Genomic DNA, 25,751 nt, shown 5'->3' on the forward strand with positions numbered 1-25,751 from the left:
TATGAAAGAAGCAGCTCGTATGATATTCATGTATAAGTGCTAAAGATTAGCAATCGAAGTAAAGGTTGTATTCGTGCGGGTGAATGCGGATTGCTACAGCTTTCGCTTCGCCACGTTTCAATTCGATATAGTTATCGATGAAATCTTGTGTGAACACGCCGCCTTCAGTTAAGAAGTCGGAATCAGCTGCAAGAGCATCCAAAGCTTCATCTAGCGTACCAGGAACGCTGCGGATCTCAGCTTTCTCTGCATCGGACATTTCATAGATGTTCGTATCGAAAGGACCGTATCCAAGAGCGCGCGGATCGATTTTCTTTTTGATACCGTCAAGACCTGCCATCAACATAGCTGCGAAAGCAAGGTATGGGTTAGCTGTGCTATCCGGTGTACGGAATTCGATACGACAACCTTTAGGTGTCACAGCTGCGATTGGAATACGAACTGCTGCGGAACGGTTACCTTTGGAGAATACAAGGTTAACCGGCGCTTCGTAACCAGGAACCAGACGTTTAAAGGAGTTTGTACTTGGGTTTGTCAAAGCGATCAAAGCTGGTGCGTGGTAAAGAATACCACCGATATAGTTGATTGCCATTTCACTCAGGTTAGCATATGCTCCTTTTTCATAGAACAAAGGCTCGCTGCCATCGAAAATGGACATGTGAACGTGCATACCGCTACCATTATCACCAAACAGTGGTTTAGGCATGAAAGTTGCTACTTTACCGTATTCTCTAGCTGTGTTTGCAACGATATATTTGTATTTGAGCAGGTTATCTGCTGTTTTAGTCAATGTGTCAAAACGGAAGTTAATTTCAGCTTGACCAGCTGTAGCCACTTCGTGATGGTGACGTTCGATGCGAAGACCTGCGTCAGCAAGTTTGTTACACATTTCGGAACGAATGTCTTGTTGGGAATCAATTGGAGCTACTGGAACGTAACCGCCTTTTACTGGAACTTTATAAGCAAGGTTTCCGCCTTCTTCTTTGCGTCCAGTGTTCCAACCAGCTTCTTCGGAATCAACTTCGAAGTAGGATTTGTTCATACCATTTTCGTAACGAACGTCATCAAAAATGAAGAACTCGGATTCTGGTGCGAAGAATGCAGTTGTACCTACACCCGTTGTTTGCAGATATTCTTCTGCTTTTTGAGCGATGCTGCGTGGATCGCGATCATAACGCTCGCCTTCAGGTGTGTGGATGTTGCTCATGATAATCAAAGTCGGGTGAGCTGTGAAAGGATCAACATAAGCCGTTTCCGTATCTGGCATCATGACCATGTCAGATTGTTCAATACCACGGAATCCTGGGATGGATGAACCGTCAAAAGCTACCCCATTCACGAAAGTATCTTCGTCTACTTCAGTAGCAGGCAAAGAGATATGTTGTGCTTTACCAGAAAGACCTACGAAACGAAAATCTACCCACTCAATATTTTTTTCCTTGATAAGGTTCAACACATTTTGAACTGACATTTTAAAAACCCTCCCATTTCCGTACATTCAACGTACTTTACATGATTAATGTTCAACTTTTGGTTGTTATCTTGCACATATTATATAGCGATTAAGCTTACACAGTCAATACTTATGTCAGGTATTTTTTAAAGATGTGTAAGCTATGCTCACACTAATTCATATATTTGTCCTTCTTCTATCCAAAAACAGGAAAACTGGCTTCCTCTTTCGAGGAAACCAGTCAATTTGGAACTATTTCCGTTACGCCAAGATAGCTTCTTTATGGGTATCAAACTTTTTACCTAGCAGCGGAGCAAGCTTCTCAAGATCAACGAGCAAATTAGCGAATTGATCAGGGAACAAGGATTGAACGCCATCGCCAGTCATTGAATTGTCTGGATCTGTGTGCATTTCGATGATCAAACCATCTGCTCCTGCGGCTACGGATGCCTTTGTCATAGGAACAACAAGCTCTCTACGGCCAGTACCGTGACTCGGATCAGAGATCACTGGAAGATGACTCAACTGTTTAAGAACCGGAATGGCAGATAAATCCAGTGTATTCCGTGTGTACGTTTCGAATGTTCGGATTCCGCGCTCACAGAGCATAACATTCGGGTTACCGCCAGCAAGAATGTATTCAGCAGCATTCAAGAATTCATCGTAAGTGGAGCTGAAGCCACGTTTGAGCAGTACAGGCGTTTGAATGGTTCCGAGCTTGCGAAGTAAATCAAAGTTTTGCATATTACGTGTACCAACTTGCAGGATATCCGCGTATTGGGCGCATACATCAACATACTCAGGTGTCATTACTTCTGTAATAGTAAGAAGTCCATGCTTCTTACCCGCTTCAGCCATCATGATCAAGCCCTCTACTCCAACACCTTGGAAGCTATATGGACCTGTTCTTGGCTTGAATGCGCCACCGCGCAGAACTTGACCTCCCGCCGCTTTCACTAAACGTGCGATCTCATCAATCTGTTCTGGCGTTTCTACAGCGCAAGGGCCGCCCATAACAACAAGCTGCTCGCCACCGATTTCAACACCTTTAATTTTGATAACTGTATCAGCCGGATGAAAGTCACGGCTTGCTAATTTATAGGATTTCGAAATTTTCACAACTTGCTCTACTCCTGACATTTGACGCAACTGTTCTGCTAATTTAGGATCGGCTTGACCGATAATTCCGATTACTGTGCGATCCTCACCTTTGGAGACGTGAGCTTGAACACCTTGCTTTTCTATGAATTGTACAATTTCCTGAATACGCTCATCTGATGTTTTGTTGGATGTAATGGCGATCATCTTAAACACGCTCCTTATTTATATGGGTTAAATCACTTGATTACTTCAACGCTTGTTCGCTTCTACGCTTTTAACCGCTAAAGTAAATATACAACGCCTGACGAGTTTTCGTCAAGCGCTAATTTATTTACTATTCATTTGTATTTGAAGGCGCAAGTTGATCTTTACGGATTCTACGTTTTTCTTTGCGACGATTCGTATGGTATTTAAGTAAGAGCATCACTGGGAAGTAAGCAATGATTCCGAGTACCAACCCAACCACCATACCGCCTACTATCAAATCCAAACCACTTCTAATAATGTTAGAAAGCATGTGTGGTAAATGATGGATCAGATAAATCTTAAAGTGCTTCGGTACCAACCAATCCCCCACTTGCTTATTGAGAATCGAGAATGGAATATATATCACTTTTCCAAACACAAAACCAATTAAGGCCGCAGGTAAATTAGCTCTTAATAAATAAACCAACGGAAAGATAAGAGCGAATGCAAAACCGGCTGTAGGTAAAGTAAACATCTCTACAAACAATCCAATTGAAAAGCCGCGTGCTACCTTGGAAGGACCGCCTTTGGCACGTAAGAGAAGTAAATATTTGTATCTAAACCAGCGCTTCGTGCTTTTCCAATCGTAGCGAGCTTTCACTTTCATCATTTTCACCTTCTGAGTGCTTTGCATGCTGGTCTCAATCCCGCCCTGTGGAATAAATAAGGATCACTCACTACTAGCCACTTTGGATTTAACAGCCGGAATGAGCTTCTTCATATTAATAGTACGTGTAATTCCCCAACTGGTTTCATCTTTCGCATCAAAGCCTTCCAAATAGGAAATGACCTCTTTGGTTATAGGTGTCGGAGTGGAAGCACCCGATGTAACACCTACCTTGCGCACATTGGCTAACCACGTGCGATTCAGCTCAGTGATATCAGATATTCTATACGCTCTTACGCCTGCAATTTCCTCTGAAACTTGCGCTAAGCGGTTCGAATTATTACTTTTCGGATCTCCAACTACGATAACCAGATCGACTTCCTTCGCTTGTTCAGCTACCGCTTCTTGTCTAACCTGCGTCGCTAGACAGATCTCATTATGGATCTCAGCTTTTGGGAATAGTTCCAGTAAACGATTCATAATATGCTTAATGTCCCATTGGCTCATTGTTGTTTGGTTCGTAATAATAATACGCTCTGCTTTAATGTCTAGCTGGTCTGCTTCTTCAAGCCTCTCGATGAGGTGTACCTTATCAGGAGCTACACCTACTGCGCCTTCCGGCTCAGGATGAGCTTTCTTCCCGATATAGATAACTTCATAGCCATCGGCTACTTTTTCTCGAATTAAATCGTGTGTCTTCGTTACATCCGGGCAGGTTGCATCCACAACGGTTAAGCCCTTGTCTCGGGCTCTGCGTCTTACCTCAGGAGAAACCCCGTGAGCAGTGAAAATAACCGTCCCTGTTTCGATTTGTTCTAATATTTCAAGCCGGTTCTCACCATCTAATGTGATGACACCTTCTTCTTTGAAGAAATCAGTGACATGCGCATTATGAACAATCATGCCTAATATATAAATGGGTCTGGGAAGATTTAAGTTTTTAGCAGTTTGCATAGCAAGTGCCATAGCATCTACAACGCCATAACAATAGCCTCTGGGTGATATTCGGACTACTTCCATTTCTTCCACCTGCCTAAGAAAACATATTTACTTTCATTATAGCTGATTATACAGAGAGAGGAAAGTTTGCTGGAAGCCAAATCATAAAGGTACTTCCCTCGTCTTTGCGCGTTGTCACTTCAATAGACCCACCGTGTTCATCAATAATCCATTTGGCGATCGATAATCCAAGTCCAGTTCCAGAGGTAAGTCCCCTCGATAAATCTGCGCGATAAAATCTGTCGAAAATATGAGGAATATCCTCTTTATCCATGCCTATTCCCGTATCAGTAATCCGAATACCAATAAAGCTTTCCGTACGCGACGCCTCGAACCTTACAGTTCCAATGGGTGTATATTTGAATGCATTCTCGATGAAAATAAACAACAATTGCTGCAAGTAATCCCTGTTCCCTTGCACAACCACATGTTCTAATGCATCTAGATCACCCACTTGCCAATCAGCGGTATGCTCGAGCAATTGAGCACGTCTTACCACTTCTTGAACGAGCGGCATCATCTCAACAGGCTTCTTTTCCATAAGAACGCCGGCATCTGCTCTCGCCAGAGCCAGAAGATCATTGACTAGTCTGCTCATGCGCTGCGCTTCGCCTGCAATATCATGCATAGCCTCGAGTGACATCTGCATTTGATCAGGAGTAGCAAGTTCTGTACTCCCTGATGTTTGCTTCCACATCTTTTCCAACAAGTCAACATTTCCTCGAATTGTTGTAAGCGGTGTTCTCAGCTCATGAGAAGCGTCCGATACGAACCTTCGCTGGGCACGGTATGCTTCATCTAACTCCAGATAGCTAATCTCAATCCGAGAGAGCATCCCATTGATCGTCTCTGTCAAACGCCCAATCTCATCAAGTGGACCGTCATATTGAATACGCTTCTCCAGATCATCGCTGCTTCCAATTTGATTCGCGGCGTCAATGACGCGTTCGATCGGCTTGAGCGCTTTACGCGCCAAGAACCAGCCAAGTGAAGCTGCCACAATAATCGTGAGTAAGGCCCAAATCATCAGGGTATACCGTAGGGTAACGGACGTTTTTTCATAGCTGCCAATCGGTACAGCGGCTTGAAGTATTCCGATAAGTTGGTTTTGGTTATCTGATCGGATCGCCTGATTATAAATGAGGAAGTCCTGCCCAAGCACCTTGGTCTTTTCGAAAAAACCATCCTCGGAGTTTAATTTATCAATCGTATTTTTCGCTAAAGGCAAAGAAACATCATAGAATTGTAAGTTAGCCGAGCGATTAAAGCTCTTGAGTGACACATTATATAATTGCAGAAACGTATTCGTAGAGTAGAAATCTCTGCTTTCCAGTTCCAAATCAACGACGAGTCCTTTTTGTGAAAGGGCAATGCTCTTCTGAATACGCAAGGAGCTATTGCCAGCCTCCCTTTTCAGATCTTGGCGAATTTGATCGTATAGAAAATAATTCAAGAAAAAATAAAGAACAATGCCGAAGAGCAGCATGGTGAGTGCTAATATCCCAGAATACCAAAGCGTTAGCCGCAAGCGAAGAGACATATTAAGAATCCCCTCTCAATACGTAACCTGCCCCCCGAACCGTTTGAATCAATCGTTTATGGCCAAATTCTTCGGTTTTTTGGCGCAGCAGCGCGATATAAACCTCCAGAACATTGGATTCACCGCTATAATCGTAGCCCCATATTTTTTCCATAATAATATCCCGTGACAGGACACGCTTCGGATTCTGCATGAACAAGTGGAGTAAATCAAATTCCTTGGTTGTTAACTCAATCAGTTTCTCCCCGCGAAAAACCTCACGTGTATCCAAATCCAAAATGGTATCCTCATAACTCAATCTATTCGTCTGCTGCTCAGGACGCTCCGTTCTCCTCCTAAGAAGTACACGCACTCTAGCCAGCAGCTCTTCAAGCGCAAACGGCTTGACCAAATAATCGTCTGCCCCGAGATCCAAGCCTTTCACGCGATCACTGATTTCATCTTTCGCTGTAAGCATAAGAATCGGTACCTCGCTGCCGCTTTCACGCACTCGACGTACGACCTCCCAGCCATCAATTTGCGGCATCATAACGTCTAAGATCAGCAGATGTGGTTCCGATGTCAGCATTTGCTTAAGACCATCTGCACCGTTGGTCGCTGTAACGACCGAATATCCTTCAAAAGCTAAACCCCGTCTCAGCATAGACGTAATTTTCTCATCATCATCAATAACCATTATGTTCTCTCTCATCGGCTTTGGCCCCCCTTCTTTCAACCATTGTAACAAATTCAGCTATCCAAGCAAAAAGAAGCAGAGCCTGCAAGCTTGCGGCCGCGGGACTCCACTTCCTTTTATTCCGAACTAACCTTTATTTATCTCTAATTTATCTTTTATTATTGGGCAGGGGTCTCGGCTAGCGCGTTTTTATCCCCAACAGTAATCGGCACTTCCATACGCTTGCCGTCTCGAATAAGTCCCAAAGTGACCTTGTCGCCAACTTTCGCTGCCTGAACTTTAGTAATCAATTCCTGCGAATTTTTCACTTTGGCTCCGTTGATATCCACAATGACATCGTATTGACGCAGACCCGCTTGGAAAGCAGGGCTTTTACGTTGAACGCTGCCGACTAATGCCCCATCGGTGTTCGAAAGCTTCAATTCACTTACCCAGTCTTTACCAATATCTTGCAGACCTACACCTAAGTAAGGAACCGGCTCTTTAGGAATTTGAACATTATTTTTAAGATTTTCAAGAACGGAAGAAATTGTGCTAGTAGGAATGGCGAAGCCAATTCCTTGCGCTTGTGAACTAACGGCCGTATTAATACCAATAACTTCACCATTCAAGTTCAGTAAAGGTCCGCCGGAGTTACCAGGGTTAATGGAAGCGTCCGTTTGCAGTAAGTGCTTATACTCGCGAGTCCCTTTGGAATCTGGAATGCTGATAGGACGCTCCTTCGCACTAAGCACACCTACCGTAACCGTGTGGTCGAAACCGTATGGATTACCGATAGCAACAACCCAATCTCCCACATTCACATCTTCAGCTTTACCAAGCGGGAGGATCGGAAACTCTTTATCTCCCTCGATTTTGAGTACTGCCAAATCCAAATCGTAGCTGTTGCCTAATAATTTAGCTTTAAATGGCTTATCATAACCTTCTACCGTAACTTGAATTTCATCAGCGCCGTCAACAACGTGCTCATTGGTTAAAATATATCCGGTTTTTTCGAAAATAAACCCTGTTCCCATACCTGCGGGCTGAAGTTCACCGCTGCCAGAGTTATTCTGATTGCTCTTAGGCGTTGTATTTCCACCGCCATTATCTCCAAAGAATTGACGGAAGAACGGATCATCGAAGAGGGAATTGCCGCCACGGCTTGTTTGCTTCGGTTTCACGAGAGATTCAACCTTAACGATGGCAGGCCCAGCGTTCTGTGCAATAGCCGAAATGTTACCTGGGCGAACGACATCTAGCCCAACATTTTTCACTTCGCCGCCATTACTGCTTCCGTTCTTCGTAGCAGCTGCTGTAGAGCTGCCCGAAGCTAAAGGCTGATTGCCAGTAAACAAATTCATTTTATCAGCGCTGAACATAAGTGCACCAACGACCAAGGCGCCTGCCATGAAAGCCGCGAAAATACTTTTCACAGATGAACGCTTTCTTGCGTTCGGATCCCAAGGACCCGAGCCTTGCGGAGCGCTTGCTTCCGGTCCAAAACTGAAAGGCCGTAAGTTCTTAGGGGGAGTAACTTCAACGCTGGATGTTCCTTCCGTACCAGACGCAGAAGTTGTAAGCGAATGTCCTTCGTTTTCTTCGTTAAAAGCTGATTTGTAAGGGCCATACGAATAATAGTAGGACGGTCTTGCTTTGTTAGGATCTTGTGCGTCTTGATGATTTGAATCATTTCGATTAACGCTATCGTTGTTATTGCTATTGTTGTTCTGCGACTTAAAGAAGTCGCTATAATCTTTCTTATTGTCTTCCATAGTTCTTACCTCCATTTGATTAATAAGTTATAAGTGCATGTTCCTGAAGGGTTATGTCTTGTTCTCTGTAGCTCTATCATGCACCCACAACCTTAAACGAATATTAAAAAACAATAAAATGGAGGTAAAAAAAGGTCTAATTTACTGTATCCAAGCTTGTTCCACTTTATGGAGCAGACCAGTTGCTTCTTTCACCCATTTATCTTCGATTTTGGCATCAGGATCAAGCGGAGTTTGGAATTGATCGATCAATGCGCCATAGGTTTCAGCTTCGGCACCCTGATCAAGTCCTTTATTATAAACATGCTTCAGCACGAAAGGAGTTCCGACTTTGACGATCGCATCCGTTGATTCGGCGTCGCCATCAATCCTTCCAGTCACAACTTGAAAAGGAATACGCAGCCAAACTAGATGCTCTTCATCTAAATAGTGATCGAAATAGCCATGATCGTATTCCCAATTGCCGCCCAGAGCGAAATCAAATTCATGCAGGTGCTCACGGACACTATCGAAGGATTCTTGAACCTGCTCCAATGATGATGATAATGTTTTCATTCAGACACTCCTTAAGCGCTCATATTATTTTACTTACGCATAGAATGTGTCAAAATCTAGTTTTTATGTGTGGTACGTTCCTTATTGTCAAACCAAGCCTTTGCGGTGCGCGTAAATCGCAAGCTGCGTCCGATCCTCTAATTCACACTTCATTAGAAGATTGCTGACGTGTGTTTTAACCGTTTTGATACTAATAAAAAGCTCTTCTGAAATGTCTTTATTACTCTTCCCCTCTGCAATCAAAAGCAATACTTCTCTCTCTCGCGAAGTCAACCCTTCTTCCTCGGGTATACTATTACGCTGCCTAATTCCTCTTGTAAGCGCCAAGGACACCTCTGAATTCATAACTGGCATACCGCGGTAAGCGCTCAGAATCGCATGAATCAATTGGTCGGATGAAACCGTCTTCAACATATAACTGATGGCACCTGATTCGACAGCTTCGAGAACCTTCGCTTCCTCCAAGAAGCTGGTCAGCATAATGACCTTAATCTGTGGATATTTACCGCAAATCAACTTGGTGGCGCCTATACCATCCAGAACAGGCATGGTTAGATCCATCAAAATGACATCCGGCAAAAGATGAGAGAGTTCCTGATTTAACTTATCGAACGCGTCCTGGCCATTGCTTGCTTCCCCTATAACTTCCAATCCGGGTTCCAACGAGATGTAGGTTCGAAGCCCAACCCGAACCATATCGTGATCATCTACGATCATCACTTTAATGTTACTGCTCATTTGTTTCTCCCTCTCTATCCTTTATTAGCAAGATCGACTGTCCCGTAAACCGCGGAATGCGTACTCTAACTCTTGTCCCTGATCCTAACTTGCTGTCTATCTCCACTTCGCCACCAAGCTTTTGCGCTCGCTCTCTCATTGTCGATAAACCATGTGAAGCCGATGGGATGTCTCTGCGTTCAAAGCCTTGACCGTCATCCTGCAGCTGAAGCACATATTGATGCTCTCTTTCATATATAGCTAGGCGAACTTGTTTGGCAGAAGCATGCTTAACTACGTTTGCAAGACCTTCTTGTATAATGAGGAAAAATTGATGTTCAATCGCTTCAGATATCGATTCATGGAGAGAAACATCAAGCTTGCCCTGCAGCTCATGGTTTCGGCAATATTCCGGAAACCATTTCTCCAGGGCATCTTGTAAGCTCATATCCCCCAGTTCGATCGGTCTCAATTGCGAAATGAGTCCACGCATCTGCTTCTGGGCATGGTGAGACATTTGAATAAGCTGATTCATTACGCCCGGTGCCGCATCCGGGTTTCTCTCTAGAATTTTGGGTAAAGAGGATGCTGACATATGAATAGCGAACAGCTCTTGACTAACCGTATCGTGTAAATCCCGCGCCAGTCGGCGTCTTTCTTCAAGAACAGCATTTTCCGTGAGCTCTTGATCCCGAATCGCCTCTGCCTCGCCCAATTTCTGCAGCAGTTGAATACGCTCTTCAACGGCAGAGGCCATGTTATTAAAAGCATCATACAAATACAAGAATGGTTCTACGGGTTCCATCTCAATCCGACTGGAGAAATTCCCCTTGGACAATTCGAGCATGGCGACATGGAGCTCATCAACTTTGCGCTGCCATCTTTTGGTTGCAACATAACCCACCGTTAGACAGACCAAGAGAATGGCTATGACAAACCACATTCGGAACTGCCATGAAACAAGTTCATCTTTATAATATTCAAGCACAATATAGATGCTAGATACCGTGAGTAAACTCGAGACGAGAAAGTAATTCAGCAGCTGCCACTTCATATTGAACATTCGCAATTTGTACATGCTCCATCCTTAACCTATCTTTTTGATTGTAATGTCACCTATAAACATGCTCGTGGTTACAATTATTTTCCGATCAGCCTCTTCATATTGCGAGGTCTGCGTTCTCACACTGCGCAGAAACCCGCTTTCACGCCGATCAAGCACTTTCATATCTCCGATAAAAGAACTTGCCATAACGCGAACTTCAACATCAATATCATTAGGAATGAATATTTTCACATCACCAATAAATGCTGAAACATGAATCGTTGTTTCTCCTAAGGGAATGGCTGCGCGAGTAAGATCTATGACGGAATCACCAATAAAATGTGAGATTTGAATCGGCTTCAGTTCCCAAGCTTCTTGTCCCAGATGCACATCTCCGATAAAACCATGCCGATGAAGGACATCACCAGAGTCGAAGTTACGTACGAAATCATCGTACTTGTGCCCATGATGTTTATAAGCATGCGTTTGCGGTTGCCCCGGCGGCTGAGGCGGCTTACTTAGATCTGGTACCCCCGGTGCTTCAGGCACTTCCCACATATGTTGATCATGAAATTCGCCATGAATATCCTTGAGTACGGCTTTTTCCTCGTCACTGAGTTCATGCTTCACTTCATTAAAAGCAGATTTACGATTATGCTCCTTATCAGTTGTAGGCGATGGTGCTCCATCACTCCACTTGGGTTGATCCCATGGATTTCTATATTTCTCATGCTGCAATCTTCTAGCTTCACGCCTTGCCTTTTTAACCTGATCTTTCGCTTCTTTAATAGAAGGCCAATCCGGTGACTCTTTCTTACTAGGTTTAAAAATCACACTCAATCCGAATAGAATTAAAGCAACAGGCCCCAAAATCTGAAACATCTCGCCCAGCGATCGATCGGTCAGCTTTAAATTCTTCAGAAGAAAGATTGTTCCCACACAGCATACGAGTAAACTCCAAATTGAGCCTCCCCAATGATACTTACGCTGCCAAACAAATCCAGCGAGACCGTAGAAAATAAGAATGACAGGCCAATAAGTGGAAAACATATAAGCAAGATCAATTTCAATAATCCCTAATTGGTTTAGTAAAAAAAGGACGCCTGCCGTTACGAGGACAAGTCCCCAAATTATTCTTTGAAACATATGCGGATTCATACTTTCTTCCTCCATTTGTGTACAACGTTGTTAAGATACCTCTAGTTTATAAGATACAGCCATGAATGAAAAGAGACGAGAGATTGAAGGTTTCCTCGGTCTAGAGACTGAGACTTTGCAGAATCACATGAATAACTCACATCATTATTTCAAAAAACGAACAATAACCATCATATGTTATGTATTCTTACGCATTCCGTTGACATGTTTATCATCAGAACCGTATAATTGGTGCAAACAATTCCTCAAACATAAGGAGAGATCAGATTATGGATGCAATCCAACAGCTATCTAGCGGCCTAGATACCATATGGGTGGTTCTGACAGCTGCCATGATTCTATTGATGGAAGGCGGCTTCGCATTATTGGAGGCAGGCTTCGTTAGACAAAAAAATGCAGTAAGTATCATTATGAAAGTGTTTGTTGATATCTCTTTCGGAGCACTTATTTTTTACTTATTCGGTTTCGCCCTTATGTACGGGAAAGATGTTTCAGGACTAATCGGAACTACCGGCTTCTTCATGGGAGGAGATTTAACACATATCGTTTTAAATATCTCACATGAGACTTATTGGTTATTCCAGTGCGCCTTTGTTATCGCAGTTATCTCAATCGTATCTGGGGCTGTAGCTGAGCGCATCAATTTCCGTGCGTACATTCTGTATACCATTGCAATGACTGGTTTAATTTATCCCATTGCTGGCCATTGGGTATGGGCCGTCAATGGATGGCTCGGCAAATTAGGCATGGTTGATTTCGCAGGTTCAGCTGTCATTCACGCACTTGGCGGCTTCTCCGCTCTTGCCGCAGCAATGATCATTGGTCCACGGATTGGCAAATTTTCTGCTGGCGGCACGGCTAACATTGTACCACCTTCTAATTTGCCACTTGCCTCAGTAGGCGCATTTATCCTTTGGTTCGGATGGTTTGGCTTTAACTCGGGAAGCACACTAAGCGCCACCAATACTTCGATTGGCCACATTGCAGTAACCACCATGCTGGCGGCAGCAGCGGGCAGCGCAACGTGTATCCTATTCACCATGATGCGTTACCGCAAAGCCGATCCTCCCATGGTTATCAACGGCGCTCTTGCAGGACTCGTTGGCATTACCGCAGGCTGTGCTTTCGTTAGTGATGCAGCAGCCATCTTGATCGGTGCCATATGCGGGATCGCCATGGTTTATGCAACGGAAATGCTAGAAGCTAGAAAGATTGATGATCCAGTCGGTGCTTTCCCTGTTCATGGTATCAGCGGCAGCATCGGGACTCTAGCTGTAGGATTATTCGCACAGCCTGACGCTATTCGGGAAGGCACTGCTGGTTTATTTTATGGCGGGGGCTTCAGCCTTCTAGGTGTTCAAGCATTAGGTCTTGTTACCATTTGTATATGGGGATTCGTTATTACATGGGGTTGTATGAAGCTCATTCAACTGATCGTTCCACTGCGAGTTAGCAGAGATGAGGAATTAGTCGGATTAGACGTCGGTATCCACGGAGTGCCGGCTTACAGCCAAGAGGATGGATTCCTGGACTTAGAACAACTAAAGAAAGGTCAGTGAGAAACCTCAGGCTGTGCCTTTGGTTTTTCGTATAGACCCCAATGTTCGAGGAAAACTATTACTCAATGCCTAAAATAACTGCGAAACCTCCTAGGCCCCCTAATTAAACTGGAGTCCTCCCACCCAATAATTTAAACTAGGGACAAGGAGATGATTCAGTATGGGGAAAAGGCTGAAAGAAGAAGCACGGCTTAAAATTGTTAAGGAAGCATTGGCTGGTATTAAGGTGGGGGTATTAGCCCGCATGTATGACATCCATCCTGAAACCATCCGTTTGTGGATCAGAGATCACCGTGACTCTATTCCTCCGGAAGAAATCCCAGTGGCTGACGAGCATCTGCAAGAATTGCAGCGTCTACAAGATGTAGAACAACGCTATGAAAAAGCCGTTAAAGTACTTGGCGAGAAAGAGCTAGAGCTTGAGATCCTGCGCGAATTGCTAAAAAAGAAAGACCCCGCTTATCCGAGAAATTCGAAGTAGCAGAACCATTTATTAAGCGGGGTGAACCAGTAGCGTTGGTTCTGCGTATCCTTGGCCTTTCAGAGTCCACCTATTACGATCGTAAGAAGAGAGCTACCACCCCGCTATCTGAATGTTCCAAAGAAAGCCGGAGAGGGCGCCCTGTGCCTGGATACTCACATACGTTTACGGGTGAACAAGTGTGTGACGAACAAATCAACGCGTGGCTGCTTGAGCTCATAGAGGGCGAAGAACATGTCTATGGCTACAAGCTTCTTGCACAATGTATTCGTGACCAATATAACGTGAGGCTGGACAAAAAGAAATCGTATCGCTTATGCAAAGAGTTAGGCATTCTTCAAAAGCCACGCCAGCGCATACAGACACATCCGCGCAGGCTGCCGAAGAACCGAGTAGTAACAGGCTCCAACCAATTATGGCAAATGGATATCAAGTACGGATACGTCATTGGACAGGAGCGATTCTTTTATATGCTCAGCATCATTGATGTGTTTGACCGTGTCGTCGTTAAACAGTACAGAGGTCCGGTATGTGAGGCCAAGCATGCGGTCCAGACGCTTTGTTATGCGATACAGAGCCGGCTAAACCCTGGAGAAGAGATGCCTGTAATCCGTACAGATAACGGCCCGCAATTCGTAAGCAAACTGTTTGGAGATATGTGCGAGTGCCTAGACGTCGTCCATGAACGCATTCCGCCAAGGACGCCGAATATGAATGCTTACATTGAGTCGTTTCACAGTCTACTTGAACGTCACTTGTTCGGCATAAGAGACTTCATGACCTTTGAAGAGGCTTATGATGCACTCGATCGTTACATGGACTTCTACAATAACCGCAGGATGCATGGTAGTTTAAACCGAAAACCTCCGAAGATGTTTTCAGCATGGGTCAAGACGCTGGATGACACTTCTGCCTTTCATAAAGCGATGTAATAGCTTGAAAAAACGCGATATTCTACGCATGAATCATTTTTGGTGGGCAAGACTCCGGTTTTAGGGGGCCTAGCCGCGATCTCCAGGAATTTACGAATATGAGCTAACAAAAGAAAAAAAGCATGTACATTTGCAGGTTTACCAAACCCACAGTCACGCCTTCTCGTTAAAGTTCACTCCTGCCCAAAAGAAAAAAAAAGACCTCTCAGCTGCCGACTACGTGAGGTCTGGGTTGAGGGCCGATAAGCCCTAACTAGACCTTTCGAATACTTTCTTAATACAAACAAAAAACCTTCCATATGGAAGGTTTTTTGTTTGTATTAAGAAAGTAGCTCTTCAATCTCATCCGGCACTGAGATTACATCGCCTGGTTTGGATTCATTCATAATTTGTCTCGCATGGGCAATTTCAGCTCGAAGCTTCCTAACTTGCTCCATAGGTTTCTTCACATAATGAATATATTCGACAGCAAGATGATGGTCAGGTTTCTTACCAGAAAACATGCGGCGAAATGATGACATCGTCTGATAAGCGCGCTCTTCTTTCATTCTTTTGATTTCATAGCGCTCCACTACCTGCTCAATATCCAGGACCTGCTGTTCCTTGCGGACAATGTAAGCTTCCAAGAAAGGAAATACCTCTGCAGCTTTCCTTGGCGTTCTTTGAGGTTTTCCATCCAATCGCAAAGCATTCAGCATGATCACTCACCTATCTCCCCGTGTCAAGATTTATAACAGTAATCTTATTTTACACCAAAATATGCGATTTGAGAACCTTTATTTCAATATTAAATCGATTCCTACAACACCAACAGAGGTTCCTGTGTCATCTATTATCGCTTTTGACATGGTGATACATGGTTTTTTTGTAATAGCTGACACGTATTCCGGAGAAACGAAGAGTTCTCCCCCCATCGCACGCTTCCACCACTCTCTGCCCTTTGCATTGACAAGACCTGCCTCAGGCATCGAATAGATGAAGGTTCCGTCCGCTCGGTTAGACCAGATGGCTTCAATTCCGGCCGTTTTCTGCAAAACAGTGCTTAAATGGGAAGCATGCTTAACATCAAGTAATGAGGTTATGTCAGGTATTAGGACAAGTGAACTAAGAACTTGCTTCATTTCATGGATATTTCCATGAATCGTGCCTTCTTTATTTTGCATACCCACTGCTTGTATCGCTTGTATCAGTTCCTTAGAGGAACGATCCAGATTTTGGTTGATATGCTGCAGCATCGATACTTCATGGCGCTGCTTCTTCATTTGATCCAAGGTAATCTCCACGCTAGACATCGTCTCATTCATTAAATCAACAACTTGACCAAGTGATGTTCTCGTACCTGAGACAAGCGTGGACTGATGTTGGGAAGAGCTGGTTGTACTCGATACAAGATTATTGACATTCAGAATCAACCCGAAGATCGTATCGATCTTGTCTTTGATTATTTTCATTTCTGAGATCCCATGAGCGACAGATGCTTTCTCTTCAGCAACCGCTGTTACAACTTGGGAAACACCGCTCTCGATGGATGCCAATAGTTCCGAAGATTTCGTAACCGCTTCATGACTTTGTGTAGCCAGCTTCTTAATTTCCTGAGCGACCACAGAAAAGCCTCGTCCATGCTCACCCGCTCTGGCCGCTTCAATAGAAGCATTAAGCGCGAGCAGCGAGGTTTGAGAAACCACTTCCGTAATAAATGTATTGATTTCTTCAATCTTAGAAGTATGTCCTGTCAAATCCTGAATCTTCTTCTGCATAGTATCATTATTCATATGCAGATCATTCATGACTTCATCCGTGGCATTCAATGACCGGCATACATCGACTACTGTATCTTTGGTTTGCTCACTCTCTTGATGCATATGTAAGGATGAATCTAGAATTTGGTCTGCTGCAGCCGCTACTTGCTGGATCGCAGCGAATGCTTCCTGCAGCTGTCCAACCGCTTGGTTACTTCGAATCTTCAGATCCTCTTCTCCTTGGATCGAAGCATCGGCTATGCGAAGCAGTTGTCCGATCGATCGATTGACTTCCTCAACAGCAGCTGCTAATCTGTCCGCGACTACCTGAGATTCTTGTATAAACGTTCGGAACTGCTCTTGTTGGCCTTTATTAACTTGGCTAATTGAAGACCTTGATGATCTGGAACTTAGCCACGCAATAATACCCATAAACAAAAAAACAGCCAAACTTGCAGCCGTAAACCATCGAGAGGAAGTAAATAACGCGAGAACACTTACCGTAATACCAATGAGAATAAGGGCATACAACCAAGCTTTGTGTTTCATCTCAGCATGCATAAGCAATTGGAACTCCTCCCAATAGGAACCTAAATGTTAGTTTTTGTTACATTATATCGAAAATAGAAGATGTTGAAAAGCAATAAAAAACAGAGACCTTTTCAGATCTCTGTTCTTTTATTGCTTTTAAGCTTATTGATAGTTCATTATTTATTTTGGTTTTGAGTATTCGTTTGTTGCTGCTTGTTCGCTACCGATGTTTCCGCAGCAAATTCTACGTCTTGAGCTACATTCGAGCTCAAATTTTTATTCTTGTTATTCTTGTTCTTAGCCATGTTCAATCACCTCCTGTAAGATTAGGTTTTCCCAAACAGGAGATTTTATGTTGGAAATGTTCGCATATTGAAAAGCTGCTTTTCGTTAAAGGGCTTTGGTAGGTGCGATTATCTCATCTTTTAGTTGATTCCAGATGAGCTCGGTCACTTTCCCTTGTCCCTCTTTGACGATAAATACTTTAACCGTCCTCTTGCCCCATTCTTTGTAAACCTGATCCTTTGTGTCGAAATACAGATCAATTTTCTTACCTTTAATTGCACTTCCTGTATCTGCAACAACGCCATAGCCATAACCGGGAATAAACAAGACAGTTCCAAGCGGGAAAACGCTCGTGTCTGCAGCGATCGTTGATAAGGATTTATCATCCCGCTTTACTTTAATACCTGAATACGTGATCCCATACTCAGGATGGTCCGGATTTTTCCCTGTTGATTCCTTACCTGCAAAATAACCGGTGGCTGTCACTTCGACTGCTTTGAGCTTGGACAAATCTGAGTCTAACTTCGGAACATAACGATAGTTGATTTGCTGCAGGTTTTCTTGCCCGACCGGCTGTGAAACAGGTGCCGTTTTGGCCAGAATAACCTTTTGCTGTTGATCTTGTATATGGGTGACGGTATTTGCCGTCGTGTAGCTTTGGTTGCTTTTGCCCGTCGTCTCTTGTCCGAAAAGTGCCATCAGAACAACGATGATCGACGCACTAAACCATTTAGACTGAGTCAAAAAATTGGTTAACATTACTATTATTTAATACCTCCCCTACTATTGCAGGTTGTCCAATACCTACCACCTTTAAACCTTCGGATGCAGACTCACTGTTTAAGGTGCCCTAATCACGCTCCCCTATACATACCCAATTAACTGAATTTGAAAACAAAAAAGCAGAGAAGAATATCTTCTCTGCTTCATTTATAGGTTATGAGTCTTAAAGCTTCTTGCTTATTTCCTCGTTAATCATGCCAATGACTTGTTCAATCGGATGGGTACCTAGATCCCCTTGACCACGTTTTCGAATAGATAAGCTTTCGCTCTTCACTTCGTTTTCACCGACAACTAGCATATAAGGAATTTTCTCCAACTGCGCTTCTCTAATCTTATAACCCAACTTCTCATTGCGATTATCTGCTTCAACACGAATACCAGCTTCGCGTAGACGCTCAGTCACGAGATTCGAGAATTCTTCGAATGCCGGAGACACCGGAATGACCTTGGCTTGGATAGGCATTAACCAAGTTGGCAGCGCACCAGCGAAATTCTCAAGCAAGAAGGCTGTCATACGCTCCATAGTACTGATAATCCCTCTGTGAATAACGACTGGACGATGTTTTTGACCATCTTCGCCTGTGTATTCAAGCTGGAAGCGTTCTGGGAGCAAGAAATCAATTTGCGCTGTTGAAAGTGTTTCTTCTTTCTTGAGTGCTGTTTTGATTTGAACGTCAAGTTTAGGACCATAGAAGGCAGCTTCACCCTCAGCCTCGTAGAAAGGAAGCCCTAACTCTTCTACAACTTCACGCAGCATGCGTTGGGAAGTTTCCCACATTTGATCATCTTGGAAATACTTTTCAGTATCCTTAGGATCCCGATAGGAGAGACGGAAACGGTAGTCTGTAATTCCGAAATCCGCATAAACCTGACGAATCAAGTTCACAACGCGGGAGAACTCTTCTTTAATTTGATCCAAACGACAGAAAATATGAGCGTCATTCAGTGTCATGGCACGAACACGGTGTAGACCTGTTAAAGCTCCTGACATTTCATAACGGTGCATAGTGCCAAGCTCAGCAATTCGAATCGGCAGATCACGGTAGCTGCGCATATCGCTTTTATAAACCATCATGTGATGCGGACAGTTCATTGGACGTAGAACAAGCTCTTCGTTGTCCATCACCATTTTCGGGAACATATCCTCGCTGTAATGATCCCAGTGACCAGATGTTTTGTACAACTCAACATTAGCGAGAACTGGCGTGTAAACGTGTTGGTAACCCAAACGCTCTTCCAGGTCGACAATATAACGTTCCATTGTACGTCTTAATTTAGCACCGTTTGGCAGCCAAAGCGGCAATCCTTGCCCAACCTCGCGTGAAAAAGCAAACATTTTAAGCTCTTTGCCCAACTTACGGTGATCACGTTTCTTCGCCTCTTCCAATAGATGCAAATGCTCATCCAACTGCGCTTTCTTAGGGAAAGCAGTGCCGTAAATACGCTGCAGCATTTTGTTCTTCGCATCTCCGCGCCAGTAAGCACCGGCAACGCTCAATAATTTGAATGCTTTGATTCGGCCTGTTGATGGAAGATGCGGCCCGCGGCATAAATCAAAGAATTCACCTTGGTCATAGATCGTTAGTACCGAGTCTTCCGGCAGGTCACGAATCAATTCCAGCTTAAACGGATCTTCCATTTCAGTGAAAATGCGAATCGCTTCCTCACGGGAAACAACACGGCGAGTAATCGCCAAATTCTCACCTGAAATACGCTCCATTTCCTTCTCGATTTTCACCAAATCTTCAGGATTAAGCGGTGTTTCCAAATCGATATCATAGTAAAATCCGTCTTCAATGACAGGTCCAATCCCTAATTTAACAGCTTTCTCACCATAAATACGTTTAATCGCCTGAGCCATCAAATGCGCTGTGCTGTGACGATACATCTCTAATCCCGCTTCACTATCGAGTGTTAGAATTTCTACGTCTGCATCATTTTCCAGAGAGAACGACAGATCCACGGATTTCCCGTTAACTTTGCCGCCAATCGCATTTTTCTTCAGTCCGGATGAAATGGATTCCGCCACTTGTTCAATGGTCGTCCCAACCGCGTACTCTCTAACCGCGCCATCTGGTAATTTCACTTGTACAACCATGTTTGTTCCTCCTAATATAGGGATCTTTGAGCGTAGCTCAAAGTCTCTCCGCTTTGGGATCTTTGAGCACAACTCAAAGTCTCTCCGCTTTGGGATCTTTGAGCGTAGCTCAAAGTCCGATTTTAGTACATTTTTGAACGCAAAAAAGCACACTGCATCCCATAAGGGACGAGTGCGCTCAGCTCGTGGTTCCACCCTAGTTCGATTCGCTGCATGCCCATAGGGGTAAGGCGAATCCTCATCAGCATTCGGTAACGGGAATGATTCCGGTATTGTATACTAACGATCCTGCTAGTCAGGTCGAATTCCACAATACGGCTACAAAGGGGTAAACGATCTGAATAGCTGAAGGAGATTGCAGCCTAGTCTCCTCTCTCTGAGCAGTTCTTGCAGAAAGTTCATGTCTTTGATAGTAACGCCTTCGATCCCTATTATAATTGCCTCCATGCTCAAGGTCAAGGGGACAGTTGATCTTGTTTCTTGGCTTCACCCAAGAAGATGTCACAAGTCCGGCAATAAGAACAGACCGTTGTTCGATCTTCAAATATTTGTCTAATCGTCTTGATGATCGTTAATTCGGGATCTCGCGTATGGATGTAGATATTTGCCGGAGATACCGTAATGAGTGTGCTGACAATCATGTCCTCGAAATTAATATCTTTTTCAAGCACTTCTAACTTAAAGGTTGTATCGAATTCATTCGCGTCTATGAGTTCAAGCTGATCATTCAGGATGACAAACTCATGCCCGCCTTTATGTATAAGATGAGCAACAGGGATCTTAGCTTCCTGAATATATACAAAGTACTGCAATAGTGATATAAATTCCTGATACTGGCGATCCATCATAAATTCATCAATGGCATACTCAGCTATCTCTCGAAGCTCTTCGGTATAATCCTGTAAGCGAAATTTGAGGAAGCCATCCAAGCTTAGCCGAGGGGATTCCTCCAGAGACTGTGTGAGCTGCTCCGTTAACATTTGTTTGCGGCGAAGTTTTGCTGAGCTGCCATTCAAAATAGGCAATTCCTCAATTACAGTTTCCACACACATGGATTGCTTACAGTACCCTTCTATGGCTTCCAAATCGTCTATGGCTTCATATTTAAATTCTTTAACAATCAAAGCACGCAAAATAAGCAGCTCTTTCTCTGCGATGATATGATCAGCCAATACGCCAGCTAGTCCATCCCTTACTTCCTTATGAATGGAAGATATTTCACTTTCCTTCATCCTCACTTCTATTCGAATGTAAGCATGTGTTTCATGTAAATCAAATGGGACAGTTACTCCACTTTCAGCGATATGTAAAAGCTTCAGCTCACGTTCTATCTGAGCGCTTAGCGAACGTACATAGGCCTCATCGGCATTCATGACAACAATGGCAAACAGTTCCATAGGCTAACTCCTTTCATCAATACATCCTCCTCCTAAGAGTATATGGTCGATAGGAATCAGATATACAACGAACAATTTGCCATTTCCATTCTTCATTTTTTTGTCAAATCTATTGGTTTATCCATTCTTTTTATTTGTAAAAGCTTCTATCTGTAAAGAAAAAGCCTCCAAATTGGAGGCTTTTTTGTAGTTATTATCCTAAGTATGATTCAAAAATACTTTTGACAAGCAAGAATGGAAGTGCACCAATTGAGACAAAAGCATAAAAAAATCCTTGAAGAAAATTTTTGAATAATTTCACAAGAATCACTTCCCATCTTTTTTGTCTAAATTGTGAACTAATTCAATTATACTCTTTTTTCAAAAACAAACATGAAAATTACATTAATTTTTTCACAACTTGTCCAAGTAAATGCATGTGCATTTAAAACAAAAGAGAGCAGCCGTAGCTGCTCTCCAAATGACATTCGTTTAGTTTTGCATCACGAAATCTTTATCAATAACGAGCGACTCATCGTCAAACACTCGCAATGTTTGATACTTCGTATTGCGCTGTGCTGGAATTTTCCCTGCTTCGCGAATGATTTGCAGCGTGGAGTTAACGTTGACCTTGTGTGTCGTACCCGCCGCGGAGACCACGTTCTCCTCAATCATCGTACTTCCAAAGTCGTTACAGCCATAGCTTAGCGTTTGCTTGCCCACTTCAGGTCCCATCGTCACCCACGACGATTGGAAGTTAGGAATGTTATCCAGCATAATTCGGCTAATAGCCAACGTCTTCAAATACTCTTCAGGCGTGACTTTCTCAGCCTTCATGTTCGTATTATCCGGTTGGAATGTCCACGGAATAAAAGCGAGGAAGCCTGGTGTATTGAGCTTCTGGAACAGGACATCATCTTGCGCATCACGGATACGCAGCATATGAAGCGCACGTTCTTCCATGGATTCGCCAAAACCGATAACCATAGTACCTGTCGTATGCATTCCAATTTTATGAGCGGTTTGCATAACGTCCATCCAATCGCGCCATGAACCTTTTAGCTTACTAATTTTGCGTCTAGTGCGATCATCTAGAATTTCTGCACCGCCACCTGGCAAAGAATCGAGTCCAGCTTCGTGCAATTGACGAACGACTTCCTCGAGAGATAAACCGTCCGAAACATCCTTCATTTTCATAATTTCAGCCGGTGAGAAAGAATGCATTGTAATGTCAAAACGTTTCTTAATTTCTCTAAGGATATTCGTGTAATAGCTGAATGGAAGATTCGGATTCGTGCCGCCCTGCATAAGGATTTCGGTCCCATCTACATCCAGCGTCTCTTGGATCTTCTGGAAGATGGTTTCATCCGGCAATACATAACCTTCTGATGAACCCGGTGGACGGTAAAACGCACAAAATCTGCAATAAACGTCACAAATATTCGTATAGTTAATATTCCGCCCAATGACGAATGTCGTTATGGGATCGGGATGCCATTTCTTCATTATCTGATTGGCGGTGTCGCCAATCTTCTCTATTTGATCGGATTCGAACAGCGTAATACATTCCTCTACATCAATTCGTCCGCCTGACTGTGCTTTATTTAAGATGCGATCAATCGGTTTCATAGCTACTCACTCCTTTACTTTCTGAAAGCTTGTATCCACTCATCGTACCATATTCATGCCAAAAAAGCAGCAATATGCTGCTTTTACCAAGGTGTATGCCATTTGAAATATGACTAATTTTCGAATTCATGGAGGTCTAACCGCGAAGGGCTTGTTCCAAATCTTCAATAATGTCTTCGATATCTTCAAGCCCTACCGAATAGCGCACAAGACCGTCCGTAATGCCGCGCAGTAAGCGAACTTCCTTCGGCATCGAGGCATGTGACATCATAGCCGGATAGGATAAGATACTCTCCACTGCGCCCAAGCTTACCGCAACAAGTGGAATACGTACTTTGCTTAATAGCTTTTTCGCTTTCTCGCCGGATCCAACATCGAACGAAACAACCGCTCCATAGCCTAAAGACTGCTTTTCATGAGCTTCTCTACGAGGGTGGTTTGGAAGTCCAGGGTAGTAAACAACATCAATATCAGGCTGCTCTGAAAGCCAATTTGCCAATCTACGGGCACTAGTTTCGGACATTTCCATACGAGCTCGCAAGGTCTTCATCCCACGGATCAACAGCCAAGAATCTTGAATGCCGAGCACATTCCCCATGCCATTCTGGATTTGTTTCATTCTGCGACCTAAATTGTCATTAGCAACTACAGCTAGCCCAGCAAGAACGTCACTGTGTCCGCCGAGGAACTTTGTTGCGCTATGCAGCACAATATCGATACCCAGCTCGATTGGCCGCTGATGGTAAGGGGTCATGAACGTATTATCCAGCATCGTAAGCAAATCGTGCTCTTTAGCAAAAGTAGCAACTTCGGCGATGTCTGTAATTCGGAGTGTCGGATTCGAAGGTGTCTCGATAAATACGGCTCTTGTGTTAGATCGCAGCGCTGCACGTACTTGGCTTATATCGGTCATATCAACGAATGTTGACTCAACACCCATACGATTCATAATCGTTGTCAGCAGGCGATAAGTACCACCATAAACATCTTCGGTACAAATAACATGATCACCCTGCGACAACAGCATGAAAGCTGATGAAATAGCCGCCATACCTGAGGCGAAAGCGAAGCCGCGTGTACCGCCTTCGAGTAATGCAATGTAGTCTTCCAAAGCTTGTCGGGTTGGATTACCAGAACGCGTATAGTCATACTCTGGCGAGACTTCTAAGTCGGCTTGATGAAAGGTCGAGGCTTGATACAGAGGCACACTGGATGCCCCTGTCGCTTCATCGATCTCTCCACCGAAATGAATGAGCTTCGTTGCGAATTTGCCATGCGGCTTACGTTTATCATCTTGTGGATGGCTCATTACAGCGAATCTCCTTCCAATTCGGCTTGCGCCTTGCTGAGGGCATTCGAAAGATCCGCGATCAGATCATCAATATGCTCGATGCCAACAGAGAAGCGTAAAAGACGGTCATCTACACCGATTTGTTGACGAATTTCGAGTGGAATATCTGCATGTGTTTGCACAGCCGGATAGGTCATAAGTGATTCGACACCGCCTAAGCTTTCCGCGAAAGCAATGAGCTGGATGTGACGAAGAATCGGTTCAATCAGTCTCGCATCCGTTACTTTAAAAGAGAAAATGCCCGTGTTTCCACTCGACTGCTTATTTTGAATTTCATAACCAGGGTGTGTTTCAAGTGCTGGGTAGTAAACTTCACCGATCAGCGGGTGTTCCAATAAGAACTTCGCGATGGCCGTTGCATTCTGCTCATGACGCTCCATACGAAGCGCAAGCGTCTTCATTCCCCTCATAAGGAGCCAGCTATCTTGCGGTCCAAGCACAGCACCAATGGAATTGTGCAGGAAAGCCATCTGCTCTGAGAGTTCTTTGCCCTTGGTCACGATGAGACCAGCGAGTACGTCATTATGACCGCCGAGGTACTTGGTTGCGCTATGAATGACGATATCAGCACCAAGCTCAATAGGGCGTTGAAGATATGGTGTTAACAACGTGTTATCGACAATTGATACGATACCCTTCTTACGAGCCCATGTACACACAAGTTCAAGGTCTGTAATCATCATCAGCGGATTCGTCGGTGTCTCAATGACAAGCCCTTTGGTATTCGGCTGGTACGCCGCTTCCAGCCCATCTAAATCATTCGTATCAACATACGTAGCGGTCACACCGAAGCGCGACATGATTTTCTCAAGCAGACGATACGTACCGCCATATAAATCCAAGGAAACAATCAGATGATCTCCTTGGCTGAAATAAGCGAATATGGTTTGCAGCGCAGCCATTCCTGAGGAACAAGCAAAGCCTGCATCTCCTGACTCTAGTTGAGCAATAGCATCCTCGAGCACCTTGCGAGTCGGGCTTTTGGTACGTGCATAGTCGAATCCTGTACTTTGCCCAAGCTTCGGATGACGGAAAGCAGTAGCTTGGTAGACTGGGAAGCTGATAGCTCCAGTAACGGGTTCTTGAATAGAGCCAATTTGGGCGAGACGACTTTCGATTTTCAACAAAGGGAGTTC

The 25,751-nt window shown here is 44.0% G+C and carries 23 protein-coding genes; 3 read left to right on the forward strand and 20 right to left on the reverse strand.

Translation table 11 applies throughout. The features are described from left to right. Nucleotides 1-46: 46 nt before the first annotated feature. The 11 genes from glnA to liaF form a co-directional block, all read right to left on the reverse strand. Nucleotides 47-1,471 (reverse strand): type I glutamate--ammonia ligase, encoded by a 1,425-nt coding sequence (glnA, locus tag NYR53_RS27610; RefSeq protein ID WP_261302295.1) that lies wholly within the window; start codon nt 1,469-1,471, stop codon nt 47-49. Nucleotides 1,472-1,714: 243 nt separating this feature from the next. Further along, nucleotides 1,715-2,758, reverse strand: coding sequence for a 3-deoxy-7-phosphoheptulonate synthase (gene aroF / locus NYR53_RS27615; RefSeq protein ID WP_261302296.1), 1,044 nt, complete (start codon nt 2,756-2,758; stop codon nt 1,715-1,717). 130 nt (nt 2,759-2,888) lie between these two features. Further along, complete coding sequence (locus NYR53_RS27620) at nt 2,889-3,410, reverse strand: DUF2062 domain-containing protein (RefSeq protein WP_367618584.1); 522 nt, start codon at nt 3,408-3,410, stop codon at nt 2,889-2,891. 60 nt (nt 3,411-3,470) lie between these two features. Further along, nucleotides 3,471-4,427 carry a 4-hydroxy-3-methylbut-2-enyl diphosphate reductase gene (locus NYR53_RS27625; RefSeq protein WP_261302297.1) on the reverse strand — a complete coding sequence of 319 codons (957 nt, stop codon included), beginning with the start codon at nt 4,425-4,427 and terminating at the stop codon, nt 3,471-3,473. 46 nt (nt 4,428-4,473) lie between these two features. Next, nucleotides 4,474-5,946 (reverse strand): sensor histidine kinase, encoded by a 1,473-nt coding sequence (locus NYR53_RS27630; RefSeq protein ID WP_261302298.1) that lies wholly within the window; start codon nt 5,944-5,946, stop codon nt 4,474-4,476. A gap of 1 nt (nt 5,947) precedes the next feature. Further along, the gene (locus tag NYR53_RS27635) at nt 5,948-6,637 is read right to left on the reverse strand and encodes a response regulator transcription factor (RefSeq protein ID WP_261302299.1); all 690 of its coding nucleotides are present in this window, start codon (nt 6,635-6,637) and stop codon (nt 5,948-5,950) included. Between the two features lie 143 nt (nt 6,638-6,780). Further along, on the reverse strand, nt 6,781-8,376 hold the full coding sequence (locus NYR53_RS27640) for a S1C family serine protease (protein WP_261302300.1): 1,596 nt from the start codon (nt 8,374-8,376) through the stop codon (nt 6,781-6,783). A 141-nt stretch (nt 8,377-8,517) separates the two neighbouring features. After that, a complete protein-coding gene (locus tag NYR53_RS27645; RefSeq protein ID WP_261302301.1) occupies nt 8,518-8,931 on the reverse strand; it encodes a YugN family protein in 414 nt (137 codons plus the stop codon). An 87-nt stretch (nt 8,932-9,018) separates the two neighbouring features. After that, the gene (locus tag NYR53_RS27650; protein ID WP_261302302.1) at nt 9,019-9,669 is read right to left on the reverse strand and encodes a response regulator transcription factor; all 651 of its coding nucleotides are present in this window, start codon (nt 9,667-9,669) and stop codon (nt 9,019-9,021) included. Continuing rightward, the gene (locus NYR53_RS27655) at nt 9,659-10,726 is read right to left on the reverse strand and encodes a HAMP domain-containing sensor histidine kinase (RefSeq protein WP_261302303.1); all 1,068 of its coding nucleotides are present in this window, start codon (nt 10,724-10,726) and stop codon (nt 9,659-9,661) included. The genes NYR53_RS27650 and NYR53_RS27655 overlap by 11 nt, the downstream gene beginning before the upstream one ends. A gap of 9 nt (nt 10,727-10,735) precedes the next feature. Then, on the reverse strand, nt 10,736-11,851 hold the full coding sequence (liaF, locus tag NYR53_RS27660) for a cell wall-active antibiotics response protein LiaF (protein WP_261302304.1): 1,116 nt from the start codon (nt 11,849-11,851) through the stop codon (nt 10,736-10,738). Between the two features lie 269 nt (nt 11,852-12,120). Between liaF and NYR53_RS27665 the strand changes: the two genes are divergently transcribed. The 3 genes from NYR53_RS27665 to NYR53_RS27675 all read left to right on the forward strand — a co-directional run bounded on the left by NYR53_RS27665 (nt 12,121) and on the right by NYR53_RS27675 (nt 14,823). After that, nucleotides 12,121-13,410 carry an ammonium transporter gene (locus tag NYR53_RS27665; RefSeq protein WP_261302305.1) on the forward strand — a complete coding sequence of 430 codons (1,290 nt, stop codon included), beginning with the start codon at nt 12,121-12,123 and terminating at the stop codon, nt 13,408-13,410. 160 nt (nt 13,411-13,570) lie between these two features. Next, nucleotides 13,571-13,891, forward strand: coding sequence for a helix-turn-helix domain-containing protein (locus NYR53_RS27670; protein WP_261300830.1), 321 nt, complete (start codon nt 13,571-13,573; stop codon nt 13,889-13,891). Between the two features lie 11 nt (nt 13,892-13,902). After that, complete coding sequence (locus tag NYR53_RS27675; RefSeq protein ID WP_261306233.1) at nt 13,903-14,823, forward strand: IS3 family transposase; 921 nt, start codon at nt 13,903-13,905, stop codon at nt 14,821-14,823. Nucleotides 14,824-15,143: 320 nt separating this feature from the next. Here the strand turns inward: NYR53_RS27675 and NYR53_RS27680 are convergent, their stop codons facing one another. The 9 genes from NYR53_RS27680 to NYR53_RS27720 all read right to left on the reverse strand — a co-directional run bounded on the left by NYR53_RS27680 (nt 15,144) and on the right by NYR53_RS27720 (nt 25,739). Next, nucleotides 15,144-15,521, reverse strand: coding sequence for a hypothetical protein (locus NYR53_RS27680; RefSeq protein ID WP_056835144.1), 378 nt, complete (start codon nt 15,519-15,521; stop codon nt 15,144-15,146). A 78-nt stretch (nt 15,522-15,599) separates the two neighbouring features. Next, nucleotides 15,600-17,111, reverse strand: a complete 1,512-nt coding sequence (locus NYR53_RS27685) for a methyl-accepting chemotaxis protein (RefSeq protein WP_261302306.1) — start codon at nt 17,109-17,111, stop codon at nt 15,600-15,602. 158 nt (nt 17,112-17,269) lie between these two features. Beyond that, a complete protein-coding gene (locus NYR53_RS27690; RefSeq protein WP_261302307.1) occupies nt 17,270-17,398 on the reverse strand; it encodes a hypothetical protein in 129 nt (42 codons plus the stop codon). Between the two features lie 85 nt (nt 17,399-17,483). Beyond that, entirely contained in the window at nt 17,484-18,137 is a 654-nt protein-coding gene (locus NYR53_RS34365) for a 3D domain-containing protein (protein ID WP_290428964.1), read from the reverse strand. 187 nt (nt 18,138-18,324) lie between these two features. Continuing rightward, entirely contained in the window at nt 18,325-20,259 is a 1,935-nt protein-coding gene (gene thrS / locus NYR53_RS27700) for a threonine--tRNA ligase (protein ID WP_261302308.1), read from the reverse strand. Between the two features lie 455 nt (nt 20,260-20,714). After that, nucleotides 20,715-21,656 carry a putative sporulation protein YtxC gene (gene ytxC / locus NYR53_RS27705; protein WP_261302309.1) on the reverse strand — a complete coding sequence of 314 codons (942 nt, stop codon included), beginning with the start codon at nt 21,654-21,656 and terminating at the stop codon, nt 20,715-20,717. Nucleotides 21,657-22,127: 471 nt separating this feature from the next. Further along, entirely contained in the window at nt 22,128-23,264 is a 1,137-nt protein-coding gene (mqnC, locus tag NYR53_RS27710) for a cyclic dehypoxanthinyl futalosine synthase (protein WP_261302310.1), read from the reverse strand. A 136-nt stretch (nt 23,265-23,400) separates the two neighbouring features. Continuing rightward, nucleotides 23,401-24,573, reverse strand: a complete 1,173-nt coding sequence (locus tag NYR53_RS27715) for a trans-sulfuration enzyme family protein (protein WP_261302311.1) — start codon at nt 24,571-24,573, stop codon at nt 23,401-23,403. Further along, nucleotides 24,573-25,739 carry an aminotransferase class I/II-fold pyridoxal phosphate-dependent enzyme gene (locus NYR53_RS27720; RefSeq protein ID WP_290429014.1) on the reverse strand — a complete coding sequence of 389 codons (1,167 nt, stop codon included), beginning with the start codon at nt 25,737-25,739 and terminating at the stop codon, nt 24,573-24,575. Before NYR53_RS27720 ends, NYR53_RS27715 begins: the two co-directional genes overlap by 1 nt. Nucleotides 25,740-25,751 lie beyond the last annotated feature (12 nt).

This window comes from Paenibacillus andongensis (assembly GCF_025369935.1).
GTDB classification, from domain to species: domain Bacteria; phylum Bacillota; class Bacilli; order Paenibacillales; family NBRC-103111; genus Paenibacillus_E; species Paenibacillus_E andongensis.

Bases quoted from the DNA above. Each gene is read 5' to 3' on its own strand.
- NYR53_RS27650 (WP_261302302.1), bottom strand. From the start codon at position 9,669: ATGAGCAGTAACATTAAAGTGATGATCGTAGATGATCACGATATGGTT.
- NYR53_RS27715 (WP_261302311.1), bottom strand. From the start codon at position 24,573: ATGAGCCATCCACAAGATGATAAACGTAAGCCGCATGGCAAATTCGCA.
- NYR53_RS27680 (WP_056835144.1), bottom strand. From the start codon at position 15,521: ATGCTGAATGCTTTGCGATTGGATGGAAAACCTCAAAGAACGCCAAGG.
- ytxC (WP_261302309.1), bottom strand. From the start codon at position 21,656: ATGGAACTGTTTGCCATTGTTGTCATGAATGCCGATGAGGCCTATGTA.
- NYR53_RS27625 (WP_261302297.1), bottom strand. From the start codon at position 4,427: ATGGAAGTAGTCCGAATATCACCCAGAGGCTATTGTTATGGCGTTGTA.
- glnA (WP_261302295.1), bottom strand. From the start codon at position 1,471: ATGTCAGTTCAAAATGTGTTGAACCTTATCAAGGAAAAAAATATTGAG.
- NYR53_RS27635 (WP_261302299.1), bottom strand. From the start codon at position 6,637: ATGAGAGAGAACATAATGGTTATTGATGATGATGAGAAAATTACGTCT.
- NYR53_RS27640 (WP_261302300.1), bottom strand. From the start codon at position 8,376: ATGGAAGACAATAAGAAAGATTATAGCGACTTCTTTAAGTCGCAGAAC.
- aroF (WP_261302296.1), bottom strand. From the start codon at position 2,758: ATGATCGCCATTACATCCAACAAAACATCAGATGAGCGTATTCAGGAA.
- NYR53_RS34365 (WP_290428964.1), bottom strand. From the start codon at position 18,137: ATGTTAACCAATTTTTTGACTCAGTCTAAATGGTTTAGTGCGTCGATC.
- NYR53_RS27670 (WP_261300830.1), top strand. From the start codon at position 13,571: ATGGGGAAAAGGCTGAAAGAAGAAGCACGGCTTAAAATTGTTAAGGAA.
- NYR53_RS27665 (WP_261302305.1), top strand. From the start codon at position 12,121: ATGGATGCAATCCAACAGCTATCTAGCGGCCTAGATACCATATGGGTG.
- NYR53_RS27620 (WP_367618584.1), bottom strand. From the start codon at position 3,410: ATGATGAAAGTGAAAGCTCGCTACGATTGGAAAAGCACGAAGCGCTGG.
- NYR53_RS27645 (WP_261302301.1), bottom strand. From the start codon at position 8,931: ATGAAAACATTATCATCATCATTGGAGCAGGTTCAAGAATCCTTCGAT.
- liaF (WP_261302304.1), bottom strand. From the start codon at position 11,851: ATGAATCCGCATATGTTTCAAAGAATAATTTGGGGACTTGTCCTCGTA.
- NYR53_RS27655 (WP_261302303.1), bottom strand. From the start codon at position 10,726: ATGTACAAATTGCGAATGTTCAATATGAAGTGGCAGCTGCTGAATTAC.
- thrS (WP_261302308.1), bottom strand. From the start codon at position 20,259: ATGGTTGTACAAGTGAAATTACCAGATGGCGCGGTTAGAGAGTACGCG.
- NYR53_RS27630 (WP_261302298.1), bottom strand. From the start codon at position 5,946: ATGTCTCTTCGCTTGCGGCTAACGCTTTGGTATTCTGGGATATTAGCA.
- NYR53_RS27690 (WP_261302307.1), bottom strand. From the start codon at position 17,398: ATGGCTAAGAACAAGAATAACAAGAATAAAAATTTGAGCTCGAATGTA.
- mqnC (WP_261302310.1), bottom strand. From the start codon at position 23,264: ATGAAACCGATTGATCGCATCTTAAATAAAGCACAGTCAGGCGGACGA.
- NYR53_RS27685 (WP_261302306.1), bottom strand. From the start codon at position 17,111: ATGAAACACAAAGCTTGGTTGTATGCCCTTATTCTCATTGGTATTACG.